This window comes from Pseudomonas sp. PA-6-3C, assembly GCF_021605825.1.
GTDB lineage: Bacteria > Pseudomonadota > Gammaproteobacteria > Pseudomonadales > Pseudomonadaceae > Aquipseudomonas > Aquipseudomonas edaphica.
In genome coordinates this window covers 1-21,966 of record NZ_WKDV01000023.1, presented here as the reverse complement: position 1 = coordinate 21,966, position 21,966 = coordinate 1, and the positions used below count along the sequence as shown (strand labels likewise).

Annotated in this window: 19 protein-coding genes; 14 read left to right on the top strand and 5 right to left on the bottom strand. The window is 60.9% G+C overall.

Annotated elements, in window-relative coordinates:
- Positions 1 to 43 precede the first annotated feature (43 nt).
- Positions 44 to 1,327, bottom strand: a complete 1,284-nt coding sequence (locus GIW48_RS16620) for a Zn-dependent hydrolase (RefSeq protein ID WP_236460793.1) — start codon at positions 1,325 to 1,327, stop codon at positions 44 to 46.
- 172 nt (positions 1,328 to 1,499) lie between these two features.
- Complete coding sequence (locus tag GIW48_RS16615; RefSeq protein WP_236448116.1) at positions 1,500 to 2,987, bottom strand: NCS1 family nucleobase:cation symporter-1; 1,488 nt, start codon at positions 2,985 to 2,987, stop codon at positions 1,500 to 1,502.
- 593 nt (positions 2,988 to 3,580) lie between these two features.
- Between GIW48_RS16615 and hydA the strand changes: the two genes are divergently transcribed.
- The 3 genes from hydA (at position 3,581) to preA (ending at position 7,807) form a co-directional block, all read left to right on the top strand.
- A complete protein-coding gene (gene hydA, locus GIW48_RS16610) occupies positions 3,581 to 5,020 on the top strand; it encodes a dihydropyrimidinase (protein WP_236460792.1) in 1,440 nt (479 codons plus the stop codon).
- A gap of 145 nt (positions 5,021 to 5,165) precedes the next feature.
- Complete coding sequence (locus GIW48_RS16605) at positions 5,166 to 6,533, top strand: NAD(P)-dependent oxidoreductase (protein ID WP_177034307.1); 1,368 nt, start codon at positions 5,166 to 5,168, stop codon at positions 6,531 to 6,533.
- Positions 6,533 to 7,807, top strand: a complete 1,275-nt coding sequence (preA, locus tag GIW48_RS16600; RefSeq protein ID WP_099550008.1) for an NAD-dependent dihydropyrimidine dehydrogenase subunit PreA — start codon at positions 6,533 to 6,535, stop codon at positions 7,805 to 7,807. Before GIW48_RS16605 ends, preA begins: the two co-directional genes overlap by 1 nt.
- Positions 7,808 to 7,930: 123 nt before the next feature.
- On the opposite strand, the gene GIW48_RS16595 is transcribed toward preA, so the two are convergent.
- Positions 7,931 to 8,551, bottom strand: coding sequence for a TetR/AcrR family transcriptional regulator (locus GIW48_RS16595; RefSeq protein ID WP_017136448.1), 621 nt, complete (start codon positions 8,549 to 8,551; stop codon positions 7,931 to 7,933).
- A gap of 188 nt (positions 8,552 to 8,739) precedes the next feature.
- Here GIW48_RS16595 and GIW48_RS29765 point away from each other — a divergent pair, with 188 nt between their 5' ends.
- From GIW48_RS29765 to GIW48_RS16535, 11 genes are all read left to right on the top strand, one after another.
- Entirely contained in the window at positions 8,740 to 9,603 is an 864-nt protein-coding gene (locus GIW48_RS29765; RefSeq protein ID WP_017136447.1) for a GGDEF domain-containing protein, read from the top strand.
- Positions 9,604 to 9,678: 75 nt separating this feature from the next.
- Positions 9,679 to 10,146: a GNAT family N-acetyltransferase gene (locus tag GIW48_RS16580; RefSeq protein WP_017136446.1), complete on the top strand. Its 468-nt coding sequence runs from the start codon at positions 9,679 to 9,681 to the stop codon at positions 10,144 to 10,146.
- Positions 10,140 to 10,505, top strand: coding sequence for a copper homeostasis periplasmic binding protein CopC (gene copC / locus GIW48_RS16575; RefSeq protein ID WP_099550007.1), 366 nt, complete (start codon positions 10,140 to 10,142; stop codon positions 10,503 to 10,505). Before GIW48_RS16580 ends, copC begins: the two co-directional genes overlap by 7 nt.
- A 3-nt stretch (positions 10,506 to 10,508) precedes the next feature.
- Positions 10,509 to 11,366: a copper homeostasis membrane protein CopD gene (gene copD, locus GIW48_RS16570; RefSeq protein WP_236460791.1), complete on the top strand. Its 858-nt coding sequence runs from the start codon at positions 10,509 to 10,511 to the stop codon at positions 11,364 to 11,366.
- A gap of 243 nt (positions 11,367 to 11,609) precedes the next feature.
- Positions 11,610 to 12,872, top strand: coding sequence for an OprD family porin (locus GIW48_RS16565; protein WP_236460789.1), 1,263 nt, complete (start codon positions 11,610 to 11,612; stop codon positions 12,870 to 12,872).
- 231 nt (positions 12,873 to 13,103) lie between these two features.
- The gene (locus GIW48_RS16560; protein WP_236460788.1) at positions 13,104 to 13,922 is read left to right on the top strand and encodes an NAD-dependent epimerase/dehydratase family protein; all 819 of its coding nucleotides are present in this window, start codon (positions 13,104 to 13,106) and stop codon (positions 13,920 to 13,922) included.
- A 30-nt stretch (positions 13,923 to 13,952) separates the two neighbouring features.
- A complete protein-coding gene (locus GIW48_RS16555; RefSeq protein ID WP_236460787.1) occupies positions 13,953 to 14,828 on the top strand; it encodes an SMP-30/gluconolactonase/LRE family protein in 876 nt (291 codons plus the stop codon).
- A 51-nt stretch (positions 14,829 to 14,879) separates the two neighbouring features.
- Positions 14,880 to 15,842 carry a TRAP transporter substrate-binding protein gene (locus tag GIW48_RS16550; protein ID WP_170040744.1) on the top strand — a complete coding sequence of 321 codons (963 nt, stop codon included), beginning with the start codon at positions 14,880 to 14,882 and terminating at the stop codon, positions 15,840 to 15,842.
- A gap of 64 nt (positions 15,843 to 15,906) precedes the next feature.
- The gene (locus GIW48_RS16545) at positions 15,907 to 16,434 is read left to right on the top strand and encodes a TRAP transporter small permease (protein WP_017136439.1); all 528 of its coding nucleotides are present in this window, start codon (positions 15,907 to 15,909) and stop codon (positions 16,432 to 16,434) included.
- On the top strand, positions 16,434 to 17,714 hold the full coding sequence (locus tag GIW48_RS16540) for a TRAP transporter large permease (RefSeq protein ID WP_017136438.1): 1,281 nt from the start codon (positions 16,434 to 16,436) through the stop codon (positions 17,712 to 17,714). Before GIW48_RS16545 ends, GIW48_RS16540 begins: the two co-directional genes overlap by 1 nt.
- Entirely contained in the window at positions 17,714 to 18,571 is an 858-nt protein-coding gene (locus tag GIW48_RS16535; protein ID WP_099550002.1) for an aldose 1-epimerase, read from the top strand. Before GIW48_RS16540 ends, GIW48_RS16535 begins: the two co-directional genes overlap by 1 nt.
- Positions 18,572 to 18,692: 121 nt before the next feature.
- On the opposite strand, the gene GIW48_RS16530 is transcribed toward GIW48_RS16535, so the two are convergent.
- Entirely contained in the window at positions 18,693 to 19,841 is a 1,149-nt protein-coding gene (locus GIW48_RS16530; RefSeq protein ID WP_017136436.1) for an HlyD family secretion protein, read from the bottom strand.
- A complete protein-coding gene (locus GIW48_RS16525) occupies positions 19,838 to 21,484 on the bottom strand; it encodes an MFS transporter (protein WP_017136435.1) in 1,647 nt (548 codons plus the stop codon). Before GIW48_RS16525 ends, GIW48_RS16530 begins: the two co-directional genes overlap by 4 nt.
- Positions 21,485 to 21,966: the final 482 nt, after the last annotated feature.

Below are 21,966 nucleotides of genomic sequence, written 5' to 3'. Positions count from 1 at the left end.
TCAACAGAAGTTGCTTAGATACCTGTACTGCGATAGCCCCCTATCAGGCAGCAAGCTTCCCACTGGCAATCGCCGCCGACGCCGCCACCATCGCCCGCAGCAACACCGCACACCCTGCCGCCAAATCATCCGGCGCGGCATTCTCGATTTCGTTATGGCTGATACCTCCTTCACATGGCACGAAGATCATCCCCGCCGGGCCCAGCTCAGCGACAAAGATCGCGTCGTGCCCTGCCCCGCTGACGATATCCATGTTCGACAAGCCCAACCCGTTCGCCGCATCGCGCACCGCGTCCACGCAGCCTTTGTCGAAGTACAACGGCGGGAAGTCAGCAGTGGGTTCCAGCTCGAACGTCAGCCCATGCTTGGCACAGGTCTCATCGATCACCTTGCGCACCTGCGCAATCATCGAATCCAGCCGCGCCGGTTCCAGGTGGCGGAAGTCCAGGGTCATGCGCACTTCACCGGGGATCACATTGCGTGAGCCTGGGTAGGCTTGCAGGCAACCGACAGTGCCGCACGCATGGGGTTGATGCCCCAACGCCGCGGCATTCACCGCCGCCACCACGGCGGCCGCACCCACCAAAGCATCCTTGCGCAGGTGCATCGGCGTCGGCCCCGCATGCGCCTCAACACCGCGCAGTTTCAGGTCGAACCACTTCTGCCCCAATGCCCCCAGCACCACGCCGATGGTTTTCTTCTCGTCCTCCAGAATCGGGCCTTGCTCGATATGCGCTTCGAAATACGCGCCCACCTTGTGGCCACTGACAGCACGCGTGCCCGCATAGCCAATCGCATTCAACGCATCGCCCACGCTGACGCCATCCACATCAACCTTGGCCAAGGTATCGGCCAAAGTGAATTTCTCGGCAAACACGCCCGAGCCCATCATGCACGGCGGGAAGCGTGAGCCTTCTTCGTTGGTCCACACCACCACTTCCAGCGGCGCTTCGGTTTCGATCTTGAGGTCATTGAGGGTGCGCAGCACTTCCACGCCCGCCAGCACGCCGAAGCAGCCGTCGAACTTGCCGCCCGTAGGCTGGGTGTCGATATGGCTGCCGGTCATCACCGGTGGAAGGTTGGGATTGCGGCCAGGGCGCCGGGCGAAAATATTGCCGATGCCATCGATGGTCACGGTGCAACCCGCGTCTTCACACCACTGCACAAACAGGTCGCGGGCCTTGCGGTCGAAATCGGTAAGGGCCAGGCGACAAACACCGCCCTTGGGCGTGGCGCCAAGTTTGGCCAGGTCCATCAGCGACTGCCACAGGCGGTCGCGGTTGATGTGCTGATGGGTCGATTGCAGAACGTCCAGGGCAGCGTTCATGGGGATCTCCTCAGGCTGTGTTTCTTATGATTTAACTCGATCCAATGTGAACCGAGCTTGTGTGGGAGCTGGCTTGCCTGCGATACAGGCGACTCGGTATTCCCGCCGAACCGTAGTGATGCAATCGCAGCGGTGCGACGACTCGACAAGCCAGCTCCCACAGTGACTGCATTTACACAGGTGATTTGGCGGCGACCGGTCTGATGCCACGCTTGGCATTCAGGCCGTAATACAGCACCCCACCCAACGCCGAGCCGGTGAACCAGCCGTAGCTGTAAAACCAGCTGAACGCATCACTGCCCAGCGACAGCAAGGTCAGCACCACCGGCACGCCGAAGGCAACAAAGCCGCTCCAGTTCCACGCCGGGTACACGTCATCGCGGTACAAACCGGCCAGGTCCAACTGCTGTTTGCGCGTGATGAAATAGTCCACCACCATGATCCCGGCGATCGGGCCGAGCAGGCTGGAGTAGCCCAGCAACCAGTTGGAATACACGGTTTCCAGGCTCACATTCGAGACGATCAGCCCGAGTTTTTTCAGCAGTTCGTGGGCCATCAACGCGAGCCCGACCAGGCCGGTAAGAATCACCGCCGTGGTACGGTTGATCAGCTTGGGCGCGATGTTCTGGAAGTCGTTGGTGGGCGAGACGATGTTCGCGGCGGTGTTGGTGGACAAGGTGGCGATGATGATCAGCGCCATGGCGATGGCCACCCACACCGGACTCTGAATGTGCCCGATCAGGGTGACGGGATCGGAGACGCTGACGCCCACCAGCTTCACCGACGCCGCGGTCATGATCACGCCGAGGGCGGCGAACAGGAACATGGTCAGCGGCAGGCCGAAAATCTGCCCGAGAATCTGGTCCTTCTGGCTTTTGGCGTAGCGGCTGAAGTCGGGAATGTTCAGCGACAAGGTGGCCCAGAACCCGACCATGGCTGTCAGCCCGGCCATGAAGTAACCGGTGAGGCTTGCGCCTTCGGGGCGCTTGGGTGGAATCGCCATCAGTTCACTCAGCGACACATTCGGCATCGCCCACACCAGCAAGCCTATTCCCACCGCCACCAGCAGCGGCGCCGACAAGGTTTCCAGGCGCTTGATCGACTCGGCGCCGCGCAGCACCACCCACAGGTTCAAGGTCCAGAAAATCATGAAGCCGATCACTTCACCGGTGCCACCAAGGGACTTCCAGCCTTCGAAAATCGAGCCCAGGAACAGGTGAATCGCCAGCCCGCCGAACATCGTCTGGATGCCAAACCAGCCACAGGCCACCAGCGCGCGAATCAGGCACGGCACGTTGGAGCCGAGGATGCCGAAGGACGAACGCAACAGCACCGGAAACGGAATGCCGTACTTGGTACCCGGGAAGGCGTTAAGGGTCAGCGGGATCAGCACCACGATGTTGGCGAGCAAAATCGCGATCAGCGCCTCGCCCACCGAAAGTCCGAAATAGGCGGTGAGCACCCCGCCCAGGGTGTAGGTCGGCACGCAGATCGACATACCGACCCACAGCGCAGTGATGTGCCACTTGTTCCAGGTGCGTTCATGCACCTTGGTCGGTGCCATGTCGTGGTTGTAGCGCGGGCTGTCGAGGACGTCGGGGCCGGCGTCGAGTTCATACAGGCCGTTGCGTTCAATGACTTGCGATCTGTTCTGTTGCATGGCCGCTCCACGGTTTTTTTTAAAATTATTGTTGCTCATCCAGCGCGTGGCGCCGGATGGCCGGAGTACCTCGTAAACAACATGACATCACGGGCTCGGCCAGCCGCCACTGCACTCAAAATCCGTGCCGACAACCGCATCTGAACCCGCACCGCTTATATAACTCGCTGATGTTTATCAGCTTTCCGATTGTGCCCTGGGTACTTGTCGCCTTACTCAGGCTAAATAACGCGAAAGTTGCCCGAACTGTCAGGACTCAATCTGGTGCAACACAATTATTTTTATTTACCCACGCCGTCAAGCGGCATGTCTCAAGCGCCTGATTTGCAATAAGAAATGTTGCTCAATTCAAGAACCTGTCAAGTGCGTCAAAATGGTGAAGGGGCGCTACATTTTGGTGATCTTTAGTTTTTATCCTTATAATTCAATAGTTTAATAACGATATATGCTTATAAAAAATCTTCTTGCCCATTCGAAAAACTCGGGCTAGTTTCTATTCCTGTCACCGATGACAGGATTAAACCCTGCATCGGCAAGCAGCATTACAACACTTAGAACTGGCACAAGCCGGTCAAGCCTGTGAGGAACTCGACATGTCGCTGTTGATCCGTGGCGCCACCGTTATTACCCATGATGAAAGTTACCACGCCGATGTGTTATGCGCAGGCGGTCTAATTCGCGCTATTGGCACTAATCTGGAGGTGCCCGCCGGCACTGAAACACTCGATGGCAGCGGCCAATACTTGATGCCCGGCGGCATCGACCCGCATACGCACATGCAACTGCCCTTCATGGGCACTGTGGCCAGTGAAGACTTCTTCAGTGGCACGGCGGCGGGTCTGGCAGGTGGCACCACCTCGATCATCGACTTCGTGATTCCCAACCCGCAGCAATCGCTGATGGAGGCTTTTCACCAGTGGCGCGGCTGGGCGGAAAAATCCGCCTCCGACTACGGTTTTCACGTGGCGATCACCTGGTGGAGCGAGCAGGTGCGCGAGGAGATGGCCGAGTTGGTCAGCCACCATGGCATCAACAGCTTCAAGCACTTCATGGCCTACAAGAACGCAATCATGGCGGCGGATGACACCTTGGTCGCCAGCTTCGAACGCTGCCTGGAACTGGGCGCGGTGCCGACGGTGCACGCAGAGAACGGTGAGCTGGTGTATCACCTGCAACGCAAGTTGATGGCCCAGGGCATTACCGGGCCGGAAGCGCATCCACTGTCGCGTCCGTCCCAGGTGGAAGGTGAGGCCGCCAGCCGCGCCATTCGCATCGCCGAGACCATCGGCACGCCGTTGTACCTGGTCCATGTGTCGACCCAGGAGGCACTGGATGAAATCACCTACGCCCGTGGCAAAGGCCAGCCGGTCTACGGCGAAGTGCTCGCCGGGCACTTGCTGCTGGATGACAGCGTGTACCAGCACCCCGACTGGCAAACCGCCGCAGGCTATGTGATGAGCCCGCCGTTCCGCCCTCGAGGGCATCAGGAAGCACTCTGGCACGGCTTGCAGTCCGGCAACCTGCACACCACCGCCACCGACCACTGCTGCTTCTGCGCCGAGCAAAAAGCTGCCGGCCGTGATGACTTCAGCAAGATACCCAACGGCACCGCCGGTATCGAAGACCGCATGGCACTGCTGTGGCACGAGGGCGTGAACACCGGGCGGTTGTCGATGCAGGAGTTCGTCGCGCTGACGTCGACCAACACCGCGAAGATCTTCAATCTCTACCCGCGCAAAGGCGCGATCCGCGTGGGTGCCGATGCAGACCTGGTGCTGTGGGACCCCGAGGGCACGCGCACGATTTCGGCCAAGACCCACCATCAGAAAGTCGACTTCAACATCTTCGAAGGCAAGACCGTGCGCGGCGTGCCGAGCCACACCATCAGCCAGGGCAAGCTGGTATGGGCCGATGGTGATTTGCGCGCCGAGCGCGGTGCCGGGCGGTATGTGGAACGGCCGGCGTACCCGACAGTGTTTGAGCAGTTGAGCAAGCGGGCTGAGCATTCCAGGCCCACTGCTGTAAAGCGCTGAGACCGCTATCGCAGGCAAGCCAGCTCCCACATGTTGATGTGCGAACACATTCAAATGTGGGAGCTGGCTTGCCTGCGATGAGGCCGGTACAGGCAACAAAAATGCCCGCCAGAGGCAATCCCAAAAAAACCGTGAGGCCAAAACCGTGATCCAGACCCTGACCCACCTCCCCCATCCCCATGAAGATGGGCCGACACTCGCCAGCCACTTCACCGACCTGGCGCCGCCCCTCAACGCCCGCCAGGCGCAACTGGAAGCCTCGCGATGCCTGTATTGCTACGACGCGCCTTGCGTGAATGCGTGCCCCAGCGAAATCGACATCCCGTCGTTCATCCGCAATATCCACACCGAGAACGTGCAGGGCGCCGCGCAGAAAATCCTCTCGGCCAACATCCTCGGCGGCAGCTGCGCCCGCGTGTGCCCCACCGAGATTCTGTGCCAGCAAGCCTGCGTGCGTAATAACGCCGAAGAATGCGCGCCGGTGCTGATCGGCCTGTTGCAGCGCTACGCCATCGACAACGCGCACTTTCGCGAACACCCGTTCCAGCGCGCTGCACCGACCGGCAAACGCATCGCCGTGGTCGGCGCCGGGCCTGCGGGCCTGGCTTGCGCACACCGCGCGGCCCTGCATGGCCATGACGTGGTGATTTTCGAAGCACGGGAAAAAGCTGGCGGCCTGAACGAATACGGGATCGCCAAATACAAGCTGGTGGATGATTTTGCCCAAAAGGAGCTGGATTTCCTGTTGCAGATCGGCGGCATCGAGATCCGCCACGGCCAGCGCCTGGGTGGCAACCTGACGTTGAGCGAACTGCATCAGCAATTCGATTCGGTATTTTTGGGCCTGGGCCTTGCCGCCAGCAAACAGCTGGGCTTGCCCCATGAAGATGCGCCCGGCCTGCTCGCCGCCACCGACTATATCCGCGAACTGCGCCAGGCCGATGACCTCAGCCAACTGCCCTTGGCCGACCGCTGCATCGTGCTCGGCGCCGGCAATACCGCCATCGACATGGCCGTGCAAATGGCCCGCCTGGGCGCCCGCGATGTCAACCTGGTGTACCGCCGTGGCTTGGCCGACATGGGCGCCACTCACCATGAACAAGAGATTGCCAAGGCCAATCAGGTACGGCTGCTGACCTGGGCTCAACCGGATGAAGTGTTGCTGGATGATCAAGGCCGTGTGCGCGGCATGCGTTTTTTGCGCACGCACATGGAGAACGGTCGCCTGCTCCCCACTGGCGAGACCTTTGAACTGGCCTGCGACGCGATCTTCAAAGCCATCGGCCAGGGTTTTGACAACGAGGCGCTGCACGACCCGTTGGCTCAGCAACTGCACCGCGTGGGCGAACGCATCTTCGTCGACGAACAGCTGCAAACCAGCATTCCAGGCGTCTATGCCGGTGGCGATTGCGTCAGCCTCGGCCAGGACCTCACCGTGCAGGCGGTGCAACACGGCAAGCTGGCCGCCGAAGCCATGCACGCCCAACTCATGCTGAACGTGGAGGCTGCGTAATGGCCGATCTCTCGATTGTATTTGCCGGTATCAAAGCCCCCAACCCGTTCTGGCTGGCCTCCGCGCCGCCCACCGACAAGGCCTACAACGTGGTCCGCGCCTTCGAAGCCGGCTGGGGCGGCGTGGTGTGGAAAACCCTCGGTGAAGACCCAGCGGCGGTCAACGTATCTTCCCGTTACTCGGCGCACTATGGCGCCAACCGCGAGGTACTGGGCATCAACAATATCGAGTTGATCACCGACCGCTCCCTGGAGATCAATCTCAAAGAAATCACCCAGGTGAAAAAGGATTGGCCCGACCGCGCCCTGATCGTGTCGCTGATGGTGCCGTGTGTTGAAGAATCCTGGAAAAACATCCTGCCGTTGGTGGAGGCCACCGGCTGCGATGGCATCGAGCTGAACTTCGGCTGCCCCCACGGCATGCCCGAGCGTGGCATGGGCGCAGCGGTCGGCCAGGTGCCGGAGTATGTGGAACAGGTGACGCGCTGGTGCAAGACCTACTGCTCGCTGCCGGTGATCGTCAAGCTCACGCCGAACATCACCGACATCCGCGTGGCGGCACGCGCGGCGTATCGCGGCGGCGCGGATGCGGTGTCGCTGATCAACACCATCAACTCCATCACCAGTGTGGACCTGGAGCGAATGGTCGCCCTGCCGGTGGTCGGCACGCAAAGTACCCATGGCGGTTATTGCGGCTCGGCGGTCAAACCGATTGCGTTGAACATGGTGGCTGAAATCGCCCGCGACCCACAGACCCAGGGCCTGCCGATCTGCGGCATCGGTGGCATTGGCAACTGGCGCGACGCGGCGGAATTTGTCGCCCTTGGCTGCGGCGCGGTGCAGGTGTGTACGGCGGCGATGCTGCATGGGTTTCGGATTGTGGAAGAGATGAAGGACGGGCTGTCGCGGTGGATGGACAGCCAGGGTTACGCCAGCCTGCAGGCGTTTTCCGGGCGGGCGGTGGGCAATACCACGGATTGGAAGTACCTGGACATCAACTATCAGGTAATTGCCAAGATCGATCAGCAGGCGTGTATCGGCTGCGGGCGTTGCCATATTGCCTGCGAGGACACGTCACACCAGGCGATTGCCAGCTTGAAGCAGGCGGACGGCACGCACAAATACGAGGTGATCGATGATGAGTGTGTTGGCTGCAATTTGTGCCAGATCACTTGCCCGGTGGCCGATTGCATCGAGATGGTGCCGATAGAAACGGGCAAGCCGTTTTTGAACTGGACGCAGGATCCGCGTAACCCTTACCGCGAGGCTGTGTAAGTTACCTTTTGAAATGATCGTTCCCACGCTCCGCGTGGGAATGCAGCCAGGGACGCTCCGCGTCCCAAGAGCGGACGCAGAGCGTCCAGTGAGGCATTCCCACGCAGAGCGTGGGAACGATCATCAAGGCTCCAAGCCAATCCCACGCAAAATCACACTGGTCACCGTCTGGATTGCCTTCTCGAACTGCCTGTCCGACAACGGCTGGTGATCATTCAAGATCTTCACCTGGTGATCAAAGTCCGCATAGTGCTGGGTCGAGGCCCAAATCATATACAGCAGGCTCGACGGCTCCACCGGCAGGATGCGCTTGTCTTCCACCCACTGACGAATTTTCGCCTCCTTCATCTTGGCCCAGTCGTACAGGCTTTCGTCCAGCGCCTCACCGAGGGTCGGCGCGCCGTGGATGATTTCATTCGCCCAGACTTTCGAACCATGCGGCCGCGTGCGTGAGCGCTGCATCTTGGCGCGGATGTAACTGCTGAGCACCACGCGCGGGTCATCGAAGGTTTCAAAGCTCAGGGCGTCCTGCTTCCACAGGTCCAGCAGGTCGAACAGCACGGCGCTGTACAGCTCGCTTTTGGTGCTGAAGTAGTAATGCAGGTTGGAGCGCGGCAGTTGCACTTCTTCGGCAATATCGGCCATGGCGGTGCTGCCATAGCCCTTCTCGGCAAAGACTTTCTCTGCCGCCAGCAGGATTTTCTCGACGTTGCTGCGCCGGATACCGATCTTGTGATTGCCCATGGATGATGGAGCCCCAGTCACTTTTAAATACAATTCATTTTCAACCATCACATCATGAACCGCCTCATTAGGCTACACGCCATTGATCGCCAGATCGGCGCCAGCGCTTCAAAGCCCGCAGTATTCCAAGGCGTCAGCCTGCGTGATCGAGCTATGATCGGCGCATCTGAACCGGACACCCCTGACCTATGGCCGTTGACCTGCACGCCCTCTACCCGAAATTGATCCACTTGATGCTGGACACGGTCTTCGTGGTCGACAGTGACAACCTGATCGTGTTTGTCAGCGATGCCTGCGAAGCCCTGCTCGGTTACCGCGCCGATGAACTGACCGGCACGCCCATTACCGACTACATGCACCCCGAAGACCTGGCGCGCACGCGGGCTTCGATTGTGCGGGTCATGAATGGCCGGCCCCATGTGGATTTTCGCAACCGTTATCTGCGCAAGGATGGCAGCGTGGTGCACATCCTGTGGGCGGCGTTCTGGTCCGAAGAAGTCGGCGCGCGCATCGGCGTGGCGCGCGACGTGACGGCGCTCACCCAGGCCGAGGAGGAACTGCGCTTCCTCGCCCACCATGACCCGCTGACGGCACTCACCAACCGCTCGTTGTTCAACGATGGCCTGGCGTCGGCCCTGCACACCGCACAGCGTCATAACACCCGGCTGGCGTTGCTGTTTCTGGACGTCAATGACTTCAAGGGCATCAACGATGTGCATGGCCACGCGGTGGGCGATCGCGTGCTCTGCGTGATTGCACGGCGGCTGGAACGCTGCGTGCGTGACAGCGACCTGGTGGCGCGCATGGGCGGCGACGAATTCACGGTGTTGCTGACCGATGTGCAGTCACACGAAACGGTTAGCGCCAAAGTCGCGCAAATTCTCGCGGCCATGGCCGAGCCGCTGGGCGCTGAGTTTGGCCCGGTCAAGATGCCGTCGTGCAGTGTGGGCGTGGCGTTTTATCCGGCCGACGGTGCAGACGCCGATACCCTGCTCAGCCACGCAGACAGCGATATGTACAGGATAAAAAGGCTGCGGTTGGCCGCCGAGTGATGAAACTTCCTACGCGAACCTTTCCCGCCAAAAACGGATTGGTTAGGATCGCGGTCCACTTGAAGGATCATTGCAATGACTATTCGACCTCGCGTGGCTGCCGACGACCCGGTGCTGGGCGCACTGTGGGAGCGCTCGGTGCGAGCCACCCATGACTTCCTCCCCGAGGACGACATCCAGCGTTTGCTGCCGCTGGTGCGCGACGCCTACCTGCCAATGCCGGCCCTCGACGTGTGGGTGTATGAAGACCACCACGGTATCGCCGGTTTTATCGGCACTGGCGGGCATAACGTCGAAATGCTGTTTATCGACCCCGAGCGCCGCGGCCAGGGCGTCGGCCGCCAATTGCTCGACCACGCCCGCGCCCGTCATGACACGCTGACCGTGGACGTCAACGAACAAAACCCGCAGGCCGTGGGTTTCTATCTGCATTATGGTTTTATCCAAGTCGCGCGCTCGCCGCTGGATGGCGAAGGCAAACCCTTTCCCTTGTTGCACATGGCATTACCGACTCACTCACTTGAAGGTACTGAACAATGCTGATCAAGAAAGCCCTCACCACTGTCACCCTGCTCGCTTCCCTGCTGGGCGCCTCTGCGGCATTTGCCCACGCCCATCTCAAAAGTTCGACACCGGCGGCAGACAGCACGGTTGCTGCGCCCGCCGACCTGCGCCTGACCTTCAGCGAAGGCGTCGAGGCCACCTTCACCAAAGTGTCCCTGAGCAAAGACGGCACCGAACTCGCCATCAAAGGCCTGGAAACCCCGGACGCCGACAAGAAAACCCTGGTGGTCACACCCGCCGCGCCGCTGGCCGCCGGCAACTACAAAGTGGTGTGGAACGCCGTCTCGGTCGACACCCACAAGAGCAACGGTGAATACAGCTTCAAGGTCGGCCAATAACCCATGACAACCCTGCTGGTGCTGTGCCGCTTCGTGCATTTCATCGTCGTGCTGTTGATGTTCGGGGCCTGTGCCTTCAGGCCCTGGCTGCTGGGCAACGAAGTGCAACCGGCACTCGACCGGCAACTGCTGCGCATCACCCGCGCCCTGGCCTGGCTGGGGTTGTTCTCCGGCGTGGCCTGGCTGCTGTTGATCACCGCCAGCATGGCGGGCAGCTGGGACGCGGCGCTGCAACCGGCCACCGTGCAGTTGGTGCTGGGCAAAACCTTTTTCGGCCAGGTGTGGGTCTGGCATCTGTTGCTGAACCTGCTGCTGGTAGTGGTGTTGCTCAAACCCCGGCCGGCCTTGCGCCTGCCGTTGACCGCACTGCTGCTGGCGACGCTGGCACCGGTCGGCCATGGCGCCATGCTCAATGGGCTGAGCGGCCAATTGCTGATCCTCAATCAAGTGGTGCACCTGGTGTGCGTCGGCGCCTGGCTGGGCGGGTTGTTGCTGCTGGTGCTGATTCTGCGGCTGTCGCCAAAGCCTGCGCTGGAGCCGATCCTCAAGCGCTTCAGCGGCGTGGGTTATGGCCTGGTTGCCGGTTTGCTGGTAACGGGTTTGATCAATGTTCGCGTGCTGACCGGGCAGCTGTGGCCCACGCCGCTGTTTAACGGGTTTGCGCTGATTCTGTTGATCAAGGTGCTGCTGGTGCTGGGTATGTTGGCGCTGGCGCTGTTGAACCGGTTGCGTATCGAGCGCTGTGAGGAGCGAGTGGGCAGTTTGAAAGCCAGTGTGATGCTGGAATGGTTGCTGGGTATTGCAGCAGTAGCCGCGGTGTCCCTGCTGGGCACCTTGCCACCGATGGTGATGGCCGGCTGAAGATCTCTGTGGGAGCTGGCTTGCCTGCGATGCAGACACCGCGGCCCCACAGTTACACCGCGTCGATGCCATCGCAGGCAAGCCAGCTCCCACATGGACCGTGCCCGCTTTTCATCGATGCGCACTTGGTCATCGTATAACTTCTGCTTGACAGCCCCCGAAAACCCCGCAAATATCCCTCGCAATGTTGTACGACAACGTATAACAAATAATAAAAACAACAAAATGGAAGGGAGCTTCACTGTGCCTCAATTCGCCCGCAATTCCTCCTCGCGTCTCGGTCTTATCAGCCTCAGCAGCCTGGCACTCGCCCTGCCCCTCAGCGCCCAGGCAGAAGGCTTTATCGACGATGCCAAAGCCACGCTCAACCTGCGCAATGCCTACTTCAATCGCAATTTCACCAACCCCACGTACCCACAGGCCAAGGCCGAAGAATGGACGCAGAACTTCATTCTCGACGCCAAATCCGGCTTTACCCAAGGCACCGTGGGCTTCGGGATTGACGTACTCGGCCTGTATTCTCAGAAGCTCGATGGCGGTAAAGGCACCGGCGGCACCCAACTGTTGCCGCTCGACAGAGATGGCCGCCCTGCCGACAATTTCGGACGCCTGGGCGTGGCACTGAAAACCCGGCTGTCCAAAACCGAACTGAAAGTTGGCGAATGGATGCCCGTGCTGCCGATCCTGCGCTCGGACGACGGCCGCTCCTTGCCGCAGACCTTTCGTGGCGGCCAGGTAACCTCCAATGAAATCGCCGGGCTTACGCTCTACGGCGGGCAATTTCGCGGCAATAGCCCACGCAACGATGGGAGCATGGAAGACATGTTCATGAACGGCAAAGCCGCGTTCACCTCGGACCGTTTCAACTTCGGCGGCGGCGAATACACCTTCAACGACAAACGCACCCAGGTCGGCGTGTGGTACGCCGAACTCACCGACATCTACCAGCAGCAATACCTGAACCTGACCCACAGCCAGCCGGTCGGCGACTGGACGTTTGGCGCCAACCTGGGGTTCTTCAATGGCAAGGAGGACGGCAGCGCCCTGGCCGGCAACCTCGATAACAAAACCTATTCCGCCCTGCTCTCGGCCAAATACAAAGGCAACGCCTTCTATGTCGGCCTGCAAAAACTCACCGGCGACAGCGTGTGGATGAGGGTCAACGGCACCAGCGGCGGCACCCTGGCCAACGATAGCTACAACGCCAGCTACGACAATGCCAAGGAAAAATCCTGGCAGATACGCCATGACTTCAACTTCGTGGTGCTCGGCATTCCGGGGCTGACCATGATGAACCGGTATATCAGCGGCAATAACATACACACTGGCGCCATCACCGACGGCAAGGAATGGGGCCGCGAGTCGGAGCTGGCCTACACGGTGCAGAGCGGCACACTGAAGGATTTGAATGTGCGCTGGCGCAACTCGACCATGCGTCGGGATTTCAGCAACAACGAGTTTGATGAGAATCGGATCTTTGTCAGCTACCCGATCTCGTTGCTGTAACGCGCTCCCTGCAGGCACTGACATTTGTAGCAGCCCGCTTGTGTGGGAGCTGGCTTGCCTGCGATAGCGCAGGATCAGCAAAAGAAATGTCAGTTAGCCGACCGCAATCGCAGGCAAGCCAGCTCCCACCTTTTGAGCATCACTTGCCTGCAAGGGCGTTGACAATCCAGGGAGTCCAAAACGATACTTCCACCAAGTCATACGACAACCTACAACAACAATGGAATTCCCATGACCACCACCACGCCTGTCCCCTTCAACCGCCTGCTGCTCACCGGCGCCGCCGGCGGCCTGGGCAAAGTCTTGCGCGAACGCATGCGCCCTTATGCCCAGGTATTGCGCCTGTCGGACATCGCCAACATGGCCCCGGCGGCCGGTGAGTTCGAAGAAGTGCAACCCTGTGACCTGGCCGACAAACAGGCTGTGCACCAACTGGTGGAAGGCGTCGATGCCATCCTGCACTTCGGCGGTGTGTCGGTGGAGCGCTCTTTCGAAGAAGTGCTGGGCGCAAACATCAGCGGTGTTTTCCATATCTACGAAGCCGCCCGCCGCCATGGCGTGAAACGCGTGATCTTCGCCAGCTCCAACCATGTGATCGGCTTTTACAAGCAAGACGAACAGATCGACGCCCACTCCCCACGTCGCCCGGACAGCTACTACGGCTTATCCAAATCCTACGGCGAAGACATGGCCAGCTTCTACTTCGACCGCTACGGCATCGAGACCGTGAGCATCCGCATCGGCTCCTCGTTCCCGGAACCCCAGAACCGCAGGATGATGCACACCTGGTTGAGTTTCGATGACCTGACCCAACTGCTCGAGCGCGCGCTGTACACGCCCAATGTCGGCCACACCGTGGTCTACGGCATGTCGGATAACCTCGACACCTGGTGGGACAACCGTTACGCCGCGCACCTGGGTTTTGTGCCCAAGGACAGCTCCGAGGTGTACCGCACCAAGGTCGAAGCCCAGCTGCCAGTGGCCGCCGATGACCCGGCCGCGGTCTACCAGGGCGGCGCGTTCTGCGCTGCGGGGCCGTTTGGTGACTGAACGCACATCAACCCAAGGGAATGAGTTGCCATGACCGCTGAACTGATCGTCGACGCCCGCAATGCCGTGGGCGAATGCCCGGTGTGGGTGCCGCAGGAAAACGCGCTGTACTGGGTGGACATCCCCAACGGTGGCCTGCAACGCTGGGACGCCGCCACCGGCCACGTCGCCGCCTGGAAAGCCCCGCAGATGCTCGCCTGTATTGCCCGCACCGACGCGGGCAATTGGGTCGCGGGCATGGAAAGCGGGTTTTTCCAACTCACCCCGCATAACGACGGCAGCCTCGACACCACGCCTCTGGCGAGCATCGAGCACCCACGCCCGGACATGCGCCTCAACGATGGCCGCTGCGATCGCCAGGGCCGTTTCTGGGCTGGCAGCATGGTGCTGAACATGGGCCTGAATGCGGCCGAAGGCACCCTGTACCGCTATGCGTCAGGCGCCGCGCCGCATGCGCAACTGAACGGGTTCATCACCCTCAATGGCCTGGCGTTCAGCCCGGACGGCCGCACGATGTACGCCTCGGATTCACACCCACTGGCGCAGCAGGTCTGGGCGTTCGATTACGACATCGACACCGGCACGCCATCCAACCGCCGCGTATTTATCGACATGCATCAATTCCTCGGGCGCCCCGATGGCGCGGCAGTCGACGCCGAGGGTTGCTACTGGATCTGCGCCAACGACGCGGGGCTGGTTCACCGCTTCACCCCGGATGGCCGTCTGGACCGCTCCCTCAGCGTGCCGGTAAAAAAACCCACCATGTGCGCCTTCGGCGGCAGCCGGCTGGACACCTTGTTCGTCACCTCGATTCGTGATGACCACAGTGAGCAGTCGGTCGCGGGCGGCGTGTTTGCCCTCAACCCCGGCGTCAGCGGATTGCCGGAGCCCACGTTCACCCTCTAGCTGCATCGCTGTGCCTTGAATACAACAACAATAAGACAGGAGTGACACCCCATGGACTTCAAACGCACTTTGCTCGCCGCTGCATTCTTTACCCTCAGCACCGCCGCCCACGCGCTGGAAATCAAATTCGCCGACATCCATCCCGCCGGCTACCCCACCGTCGTCGCTGAACAGAACATGGGCAAGGCCCTGACTCAGGCAAGTAACGGCGAACTGACCTTCAAATACTTCCCGGGCGGTGTGCTGGGTTCCGAAAAAGAAGTGGTCGAACAGGCCCAGGTCGGTGCGGTGCAGATGACCCGCGTCAGCCTCGGCATCGTCGGGCCAGTGGTGCCGGACGTGAACGTGTTCAACTTGCCATTCGTGTTCCGCGACCAGGCGCATATGCGCAAAATCATCGACGGCGAGATCGGCGACGAAATCCTCGCCAAGATCACCGACTCCGAGTTCGGCCTGGTGGCCCTGGCCTGGATGGACGGTGGCACGCGCAACCTCTACACCAAGAAGCCGGTGCGCAAGATCGAAGACCTCAAGGGCATGAAAATTCGTGTACAGGGCAACCCGATCTTCATCGAAGCCTTCAACGCGATGGGCGCCAACGGCATTGCCATGGACACCGGCGAAATCTTCAGTGCCTTGCAGACCGGCGTCATCGACGGCGCGGAAAACAACCCGCCGACGATGCTGGAGCACAACCACTTCCAGAACGCCAAGTTCTACACCCTCACCGAGCACCTGATCCTGCCCGAACCCATCGTGATGTCGAAGATCACCTGGAACAAACTCACGCCCGCCCAGCAAGACCTGGTGAAAAAAGCCGCCAAGGCCGCCCAGGCCGATGAGCGCGCGCTGTGGGACGCCAAGTCCGCCAGCAGCGAGGAAAAGCTCAAGAAGGCCGGCGTCGAGTTCATCACCGTCGACAAAAAACCCTTCTATGACGCCACCGCAGCGGTTCGCGCCAAGTACGGTGCGGCTTACGCCGACATCATCAAGCGCATCGACGCAGTCGAGTAATCACCCTTCCCTTTAGTCAGGCCCGGCGCGGTCGGCATCGACGCGCCCGGTTACGGTGAACGCCATGAAGAATTTAGTGCTGCGCATCAACGACCGCATTTACATGACCTGCATCTGGGTCGCCGGCCTCTCGGTCCTCGGGGTCGCGCTGATCATTCCCTGGGGCATCTTCGCCCGCTACATCCTCGGCACCGGCGCAAGCTGGCCGGAGCCCACCGCCATCCTGCTGATGCTGGTGTTCACCTTTATCGGCGCCGCCGCCAGTTACCGTGCCGGCGCGCATATGTCGGTGGCCGTAGTTACTGACCGCCTGCCAGCGCGCCAACGGCAAATCGTCGGCGTTATCACGCAACTGCTGATGGCCACCATCTGCCTGTTCATGACCGTCTGGGGCAGCAAGCTGTGCCTGTCCACCTGGAACCAGTTCATGAGTGCGATCCCCACCCTGCGCGTGGGCATCACCTATATGCCAATCCCGATCGGCGGGCTGCTGACGCTGGTGTTCGTGCTGGAAAAACTCTTGCTCGGTGACCAGAGCCAGCGCCGCGTGGTGCGCTTTGATCTGGTTGAAGAAAACGAAGGGGCTGCCTGATGGACGCATTGATGCTGCTGGGCAGTTTTATCGCCTTGATCCTGATCGGCATGCCGGTGGCCTACGCCCTCGGGCTGTCGGCGCTGATCGGCGCGTGGTGGATCGACATCCCGTTCCAGGCCTTGATGATTCAGGTTGCGGGCGGGGTGAACAAGTTTTCGCTGATGGCGATTCCGTTCTTTGTGCTGGCCGGAGCGATCATGGCCGAGGGCGGCATGTCACGCCGCCTGGTCGCGTTTGCCGGGGTGCTGGTGGGGTTTGTGCGCGGCGGCCTGTCGTTGGTGAACATCGTGGCGTCGACGTTTTTTGGCGCGATTTCCGGCTCGTCGGTGGCCGATACCGCCTCGGTCGGTTCGGTGTTGATCCCGGAAATGGAGCGCCGTGGCTACCCGCGTGAGTTCTCTACCGCCGTCACTGTCAGCGGCTCGGTGCAAGCCTTGCTGACGCCGCCCAGCCATAACTCGGTGCTCTACTCCCTGGCGGCCGGCGGCACGGTCTCGATTGCCTCATTGTTCATGGCCGGCGTGGTGCCTGGGCTGCTGATGAGTGCATGCCTGATGGTGCTGTGCCTGATCTTCGCGAAAAAGCGCAATTACCCCAAGGGCGAGGTCATCCCGCTTAAACAAGCGCTGAAGATCTGCGCCGACGCGCTCTGGGGCTTGATGGCCATGGTGATCATCCTGGGTGGCATCCTCTCGGGCATTTTCACTGCCACCGAGTCGGCCGCGATTGCCGTGCTGTGGGCATTTTTCGTGACCATGTTCATCTATCGCGACTACAAATGGCGTGAGCTGCCCAAGCTGATGCACCGCACGGTGCGCACCATTTCCATTGTGATGATCCTGATCGCCTTCGCCGCCAGCTTCGGCTACATCATGACCCTGATGCAGATCCCTGCAAAAATCACCACGCTGTTCCTGACCCTGTCGGACAACCGCTACGTGATCCTGATGTGCATCAACGTGATGCTGCTGTTGCTCGGCACGGTGATGGACATGGCGCCGCTGATCTTGATCCTCACCCCGATTCTGCTGCCGGTGATCCTCGGTATTGGCGTGGACCCGGTGCACTTCGGCATGATCATGCTGGTGAACCTCGGGATCGGCCTGATCACTCCACCCGTGGGTGCGGTGCTGTTTGTGGGTGCGGCGGTGGGCAAGGTCAGTATCGAGAAAACCGTGACGGCGCTGCTGCCGTTTTATGCGGTACTGTTCCTGATATTGATGGCAGTGACTTACATTCCCGCGTTGTCCCTGTGGCTTCCCGGGCTGGTGCTCTGATGATTGAACTGGAAGACAGCCTGACCCATCTCACCCTCGCCCCGGCCGTAGGTGGCAGCCTCGTCAACTGGACGGTGCGCGCGACCGGGCAGCCGCTGTTGCGCCATAGCGACGAAGCTGCGCTGAACACCGGGCTGCCGGGCAAGCTGGCGTGTTACCCGCTGGCGCCGTGGTCCAATCGAGTTGCCCACGGCGGTTTCGACAACCCCGGCGGCTGGCTGGCACTCACGCCCAACAGCCCGCTCGACCCGCTGCCGATTCACGGTTCGGCCTGGCAACAGGCGTGGCAGGTGGTCAGCCAGACGGCGGATGAAGTGGTGCTGGAGGTGGTGTGCGACACGCCGTTTGCCTATCGCGCCGAGCAGCGGTTTCGCTTACGTGGCGGCGAACTGAGTATCGAGTTGCGCGTAACGCATCTGGCCGAAAAAGCCGCGTGGCATGGCTTGGGATTGCATCCGTATTTGCCACGAAGGCCCGGCACGCGGTTGCAGGCCAAGGCTTCGCAGGTGTGGATGAGTGATGCGTCCAAGCTGCCAACCGGGCTGGCGCCGGTGCCTGCCGAATGGGATTTCACTCAGCTCAAAGGGCTGCCGCAAGGCCTGGTGGACAATGGGTTTTGCCAGTGGGACGGGCGTTGCCGCATCGAACAGCCGGAGCTGGGCTATGCATTGGAGTGCCAGGCGAGCGGCGCCGATTACTTCCTGCTGTTCTGCCCGCCGGGGTTGGGGTTCTTTTGCATCGAGCCGGTGAGTCATCCGGTGAATGCGCATCACCTGCCGGGCAGGCCCGGCCTGAAGCTGCTGGAAAAAGGCCAGTCAACTCACCTCAATTTCACCCTGAAATACCAACCTTTATAACCCCAAAAAACCCTGTGGGAGCCGGGCTCGCCCGCGATGGCGGTGTGTCAGCCTGCACACCTGGACCTGATAAACCGCTATCGCAGGCAAGCCAGCTCCCACATTTTTGATCCGCATGGTGTCAAGGCGGGCTGTTTTTCAGGCGGCCCGCCGTGTCGATACTCACCACCACCGACAACCCCGGCCGCAGGCGCTCGCTCTCGGCCTGATCCGGGTCCACCGTAATCCGCACCGGCACCCGCTGCGCGATCTTCACAAAGTTGCCGGTGGCGTTATCCGCCTGCAACAGGCTGAACTCCGAGCCGGTCGCCGGGGAAATATGCTGCACCGTGCCGTGAAACTTGCGGTGGTTGAGCGCGTCCACGGTGAACGTCACCGGCTGGCCGACCTGCACATTGTCCATCTGGGTTTCTTTCATATTGGCGATCACCCACAACTGCGGCGGCACCAGCGCCATCAACTGCGCGCCGGAGTTGACGTAGGCACCCAGGCGCACACCGATCTGCCCCAGCTGGCCGTCACGCGGCGCAATGATGCGGGTGTTGGACAGGTCGATACGCGCCAGCTCCACGGCCGCATCGGCACTGGCCACCGCCGCTTCGAGGGAACCACGATTGACGATCACGGTTTGCAGGTCCTGACGGGCGATTTCCAGGTTGGCCTGGGCCTGAGCCACCGCCGCGACGGTCTGCGCATTCGCGGCGCGGGTCACGTCCAACTCGCGCTTGGACACTGAACCGTCGCTGATCAACTCTTCATTGCGGCGCAAGTCGGCGGTGCTTTTGCGCGCCTGGGCCTGGCTGTCCACCAGCGCGGCCTGGCGCAGTTTGATGGTGGCTTCGGCGCTGTTGCGCTGCTGCACCACATTGGCCAAGGAGGCTTTCTGCACTGCCAATTGCGCCAGCGCCTGGTCAAGACGCTGCTTGTAGATGCGGTCATCCAGGCGCACCAGCAGGTCGCCGGCCTTGACGTACTGGAAGTCCTGCACCGGCACTTCATACACGTAGCCACTCAATTGAGGGCCGATAATCGTCACTTGGCCGCGCACCAGGGCGTTCTCGGTGGTTTCCACCGCACTGCTGAAGGGTGGCAATTGCCAGGCATACAGCACGATCAACACACCGACGATGGCAATCGCGGCAAAACCCAGCGATGAGATGATGCGCACTCGCAGCGAGCGCGGCTCCGTGACGGTCGAGCCCGGTGGTGGCGTGCCTTCCGGAGTGGAGGCGATGGCGTTGGTCGTGGTCGTGGTGGTGGTTTCGGTCATGAAGTAACGCCGCTGGGTTGAACGGGAGGGGCTGCTGCTTTGGTGGTACTCATCAGCCACAGGCTGCGGGTGAAGATCCAGAGCATGGTGAGGATCGCGATGATCGCGATCAGCATGAATACGTCGTTGTAGGCCATCACATTCGCCTCACGCGTGGCCGCCGTGGCCAGGCTGCGAATGCCCATGAGGTTGCGCAGTTCCGGGTCGGCGATCACGCCGCCATAGGCCGAGCCACCGCTCTGCACCCGCGCCGCCACGCGTGGGTCCAGCAGGGTCAGGTGTTCGACGATCATGCTGGAGTGGTATTTCTCGCGCACGATCTGAAACGTGCCCAGCAACGCCGCGCCAATCAGGCCGCCGAGGTTCTGGCAGATGCCGAACATCACCGAGAAGCTCACCAGGTTGCGCGGGTTGGTCAATACGTTTTTTGTGCCCAGCACCATGGTTGGCCCCAGGAAGAAGGTGCCGCCAAAGCCTAGCAGGAACTGGCTGATATACAGGTTTTGCGGGCGGGTCAGGTTGCTGGAGAAACTGTCCATCACGGAGCCTGTGGCCATCAGCGCCAGGGAGATGATCAACGGCATCAGCAGGTGCGCCGGGTTGATCGTCAGCGCGCTGACCACCAGCCCGGCAATCGCCCCGGCCAGCATCACCACGTAAAGGGTGTGCATCTGCTGGTAGCTCATGTTCAACATCTGCATAAAGCCCACCGCACCGGTGGACTGCTCGGACAGCACCATGCGAATCAGCACCACCGCCAGCGCCAGGCGAATCATCGCCCCGCTGCCGAGCCAGCGCGTCATCAACATGGGGTTGGCGCGGTTATGCTCAATGGCCAGGCCGGCCATGATCAGCACCAGCGAACAGGCCGAGGCCACGCCGATCCAGGGCGCTTCCAGCCACCAGTCGATACGCCCCAACGACAGCACCGCGCAGAGCAACGCCACGCCGCTGGCAAGGATGGCAAAGGTGAGAAAGTCGAGTTTTTCAAAGGTTTTAAAACGGTCGCCGGGCGGCAGTTTGAGCATGAACACACAGCCCAGGCAGATCAGCGCCATGCCCAGCTCGAACAGGTACAGCCCGCGCCATTCGGCAATTTGCAGCAAGTCTTCAGAGAACAATCGCGCCAGCGGCAACGCCAACTGCGCAGTGCCCAGGCCCAGCACCAAGGCTTTGAGCCGCCACTTGGCGGGGAACGCCTGGATCATGTAGTACAAGCCCAACGAACTCAGCGCCGCACCGACCATGCCGTGAGCCGCCCGCACTGCAATCGCCGAACTCAAGTCGTTGACGAACAAATGGCCGAAGGTCACCAGCGCATACAGCACCAGGAACACCTCGGTAAACGCGCGCAGGCCGAACTGCTGACGAAACTTCACCAGCAGCAGGTTCATGCACACGTTGGTCATCACATAGGCGGCCGGCAGCCAGGCCATTTCTGCGGTGGTGGCGCCCAGTGCGCCTTGCAGGTATTGCAAGTTGGCAATCACTAGGGCATTGCCGAGCCCGCCGGTAATTGCCACCAGGATCCCGACCAACGCAAACAGCCAACGCTTGTGCGTAGGGTGCAGCGGCGTCGACGGCGAGCCGGGCAGGCTCGGCCGCTCGTGGGGTTGCCAAGTGTGGGGGGTGTATTTATCCATCGCATGACCTTGATGAGCCGACGTGCAAGGTCGGTAAATCCGTTACTCAGGGACCAGTAAACCTGAGAGGCGTTCATCTTGCCATGTCTCGTGCGGGCACGGTCAAAACTGTGGGGGCGGGCTTGCCTGCGATACAAACACCTCGGTGTGTCAGGTACACCGAGTTGATGCCATCGCAGGCAAGCCAGCTCCCACATTAGACCGAGTATGGCTCTGCTGTTGCTGTTGCTGTTGCTGTTGCTGTTGCTGTTGCTCCGGCCCTTACATCCTTTTCGATGACGAAGTCAGCGGTCTTTTGATCTGCGCTTTTGATCTTGATCTGAAATCGCCCCGTCAAACACGATGGCCGGAATTCGACAGGGATTTGGGGGGTAAACCGGCAGGGATGCCGGTTTAGCCGCGCTGGGCCAAGGATGGCCCATCGCGGCGGCCCCCCAAATCACTGGCGGATTGCGGGCATGCCGAGCCATAGCGAGGCACCG

Bases quoted from the DNA above. Each gene is read 5' to 3' on its own strand.
- GIW48_RS16620 (WP_236460793.1), bottom strand. From the start codon at position 1,327: ATGAACGCTGCCCTGGACGTTCTGCAATCGACCCATCAGCACATCAAC.
- GIW48_RS16615 (WP_236448116.1), bottom strand. From the start codon at position 2,987: ATGCAACAGAACAGATCGCAAGTCATTGAACGCAACGGCCTGTATGAA.
- hydA (WP_236460792.1), top strand. From the start codon at position 3,581: ATGTCGCTGTTGATCCGTGGCGCCACCGTTATTACCCATGATGAAAGT.
- preA (WP_099550008.1), top strand. From the start codon at position 6,533: ATGGCCGATCTCTCGATTGTATTTGCCGGTATCAAAGCCCCCAACCCG.
- GIW48_RS16595 (WP_017136448.1), bottom strand. From the start codon at position 8,551: ATGGGCAATCACAAGATCGGTATCCGGCGCAGCAACGTCGAGAAAATC.
- GIW48_RS29765 (WP_017136447.1), top strand. From the start codon at position 8,740: ATGGCCGTTGACCTGCACGCCCTCTACCCGAAATTGATCCACTTGATG.
- GIW48_RS16580 (WP_017136446.1), top strand. From the start codon at position 9,679: ATGACTATTCGACCTCGCGTGGCTGCCGACGACCCGGTGCTGGGCGCA.
- copC (WP_099550007.1), top strand. From the start codon at position 10,140: ATGCTGATCAAGAAAGCCCTCACCACTGTCACCCTGCTCGCTTCCCTG.
- copD (WP_236460791.1), top strand. From the start codon at position 10,509: ATGACAACCCTGCTGGTGCTGTGCCGCTTCGTGCATTTCATCGTCGTG.
- GIW48_RS16560 (WP_236460788.1), top strand. From the start codon at position 13,104: ATGACCACCACCACGCCTGTCCCCTTCAACCGCCTGCTGCTCACCGGC.
- GIW48_RS16555 (WP_236460787.1), top strand. From the start codon at position 13,953: ATGACCGCTGAACTGATCGTCGACGCCCGCAATGCCGTGGGCGAATGC.
- GIW48_RS16550 (WP_170040744.1), top strand. From the start codon at position 14,880: ATGGACTTCAAACGCACTTTGCTCGCCGCTGCATTCTTTACCCTCAGC.
- GIW48_RS16545 (WP_017136439.1), top strand. From the start codon at position 15,907: ATGAAGAATTTAGTGCTGCGCATCAACGACCGCATTTACATGACCTGC.
- GIW48_RS16540 (WP_017136438.1), top strand. From the start codon at position 16,434: ATGGACGCATTGATGCTGCTGGGCAGTTTTATCGCCTTGATCCTGATC.
- GIW48_RS16535 (WP_099550002.1), top strand. From the start codon at position 17,714: ATGATTGAACTGGAAGACAGCCTGACCCATCTCACCCTCGCCCCGGCC.
- GIW48_RS16530 (WP_017136436.1), bottom strand. From the start codon at position 19,841: ATGACCGAAACCACCACCACGACCACGACCAACGCCATCGCCTCCACT.
- GIW48_RS16525 (WP_017136435.1), bottom strand. From the start codon at position 21,484: ATGGATAAATACACCCCCCACACTTGGCAACCCCACGAGCGGCCGAGC.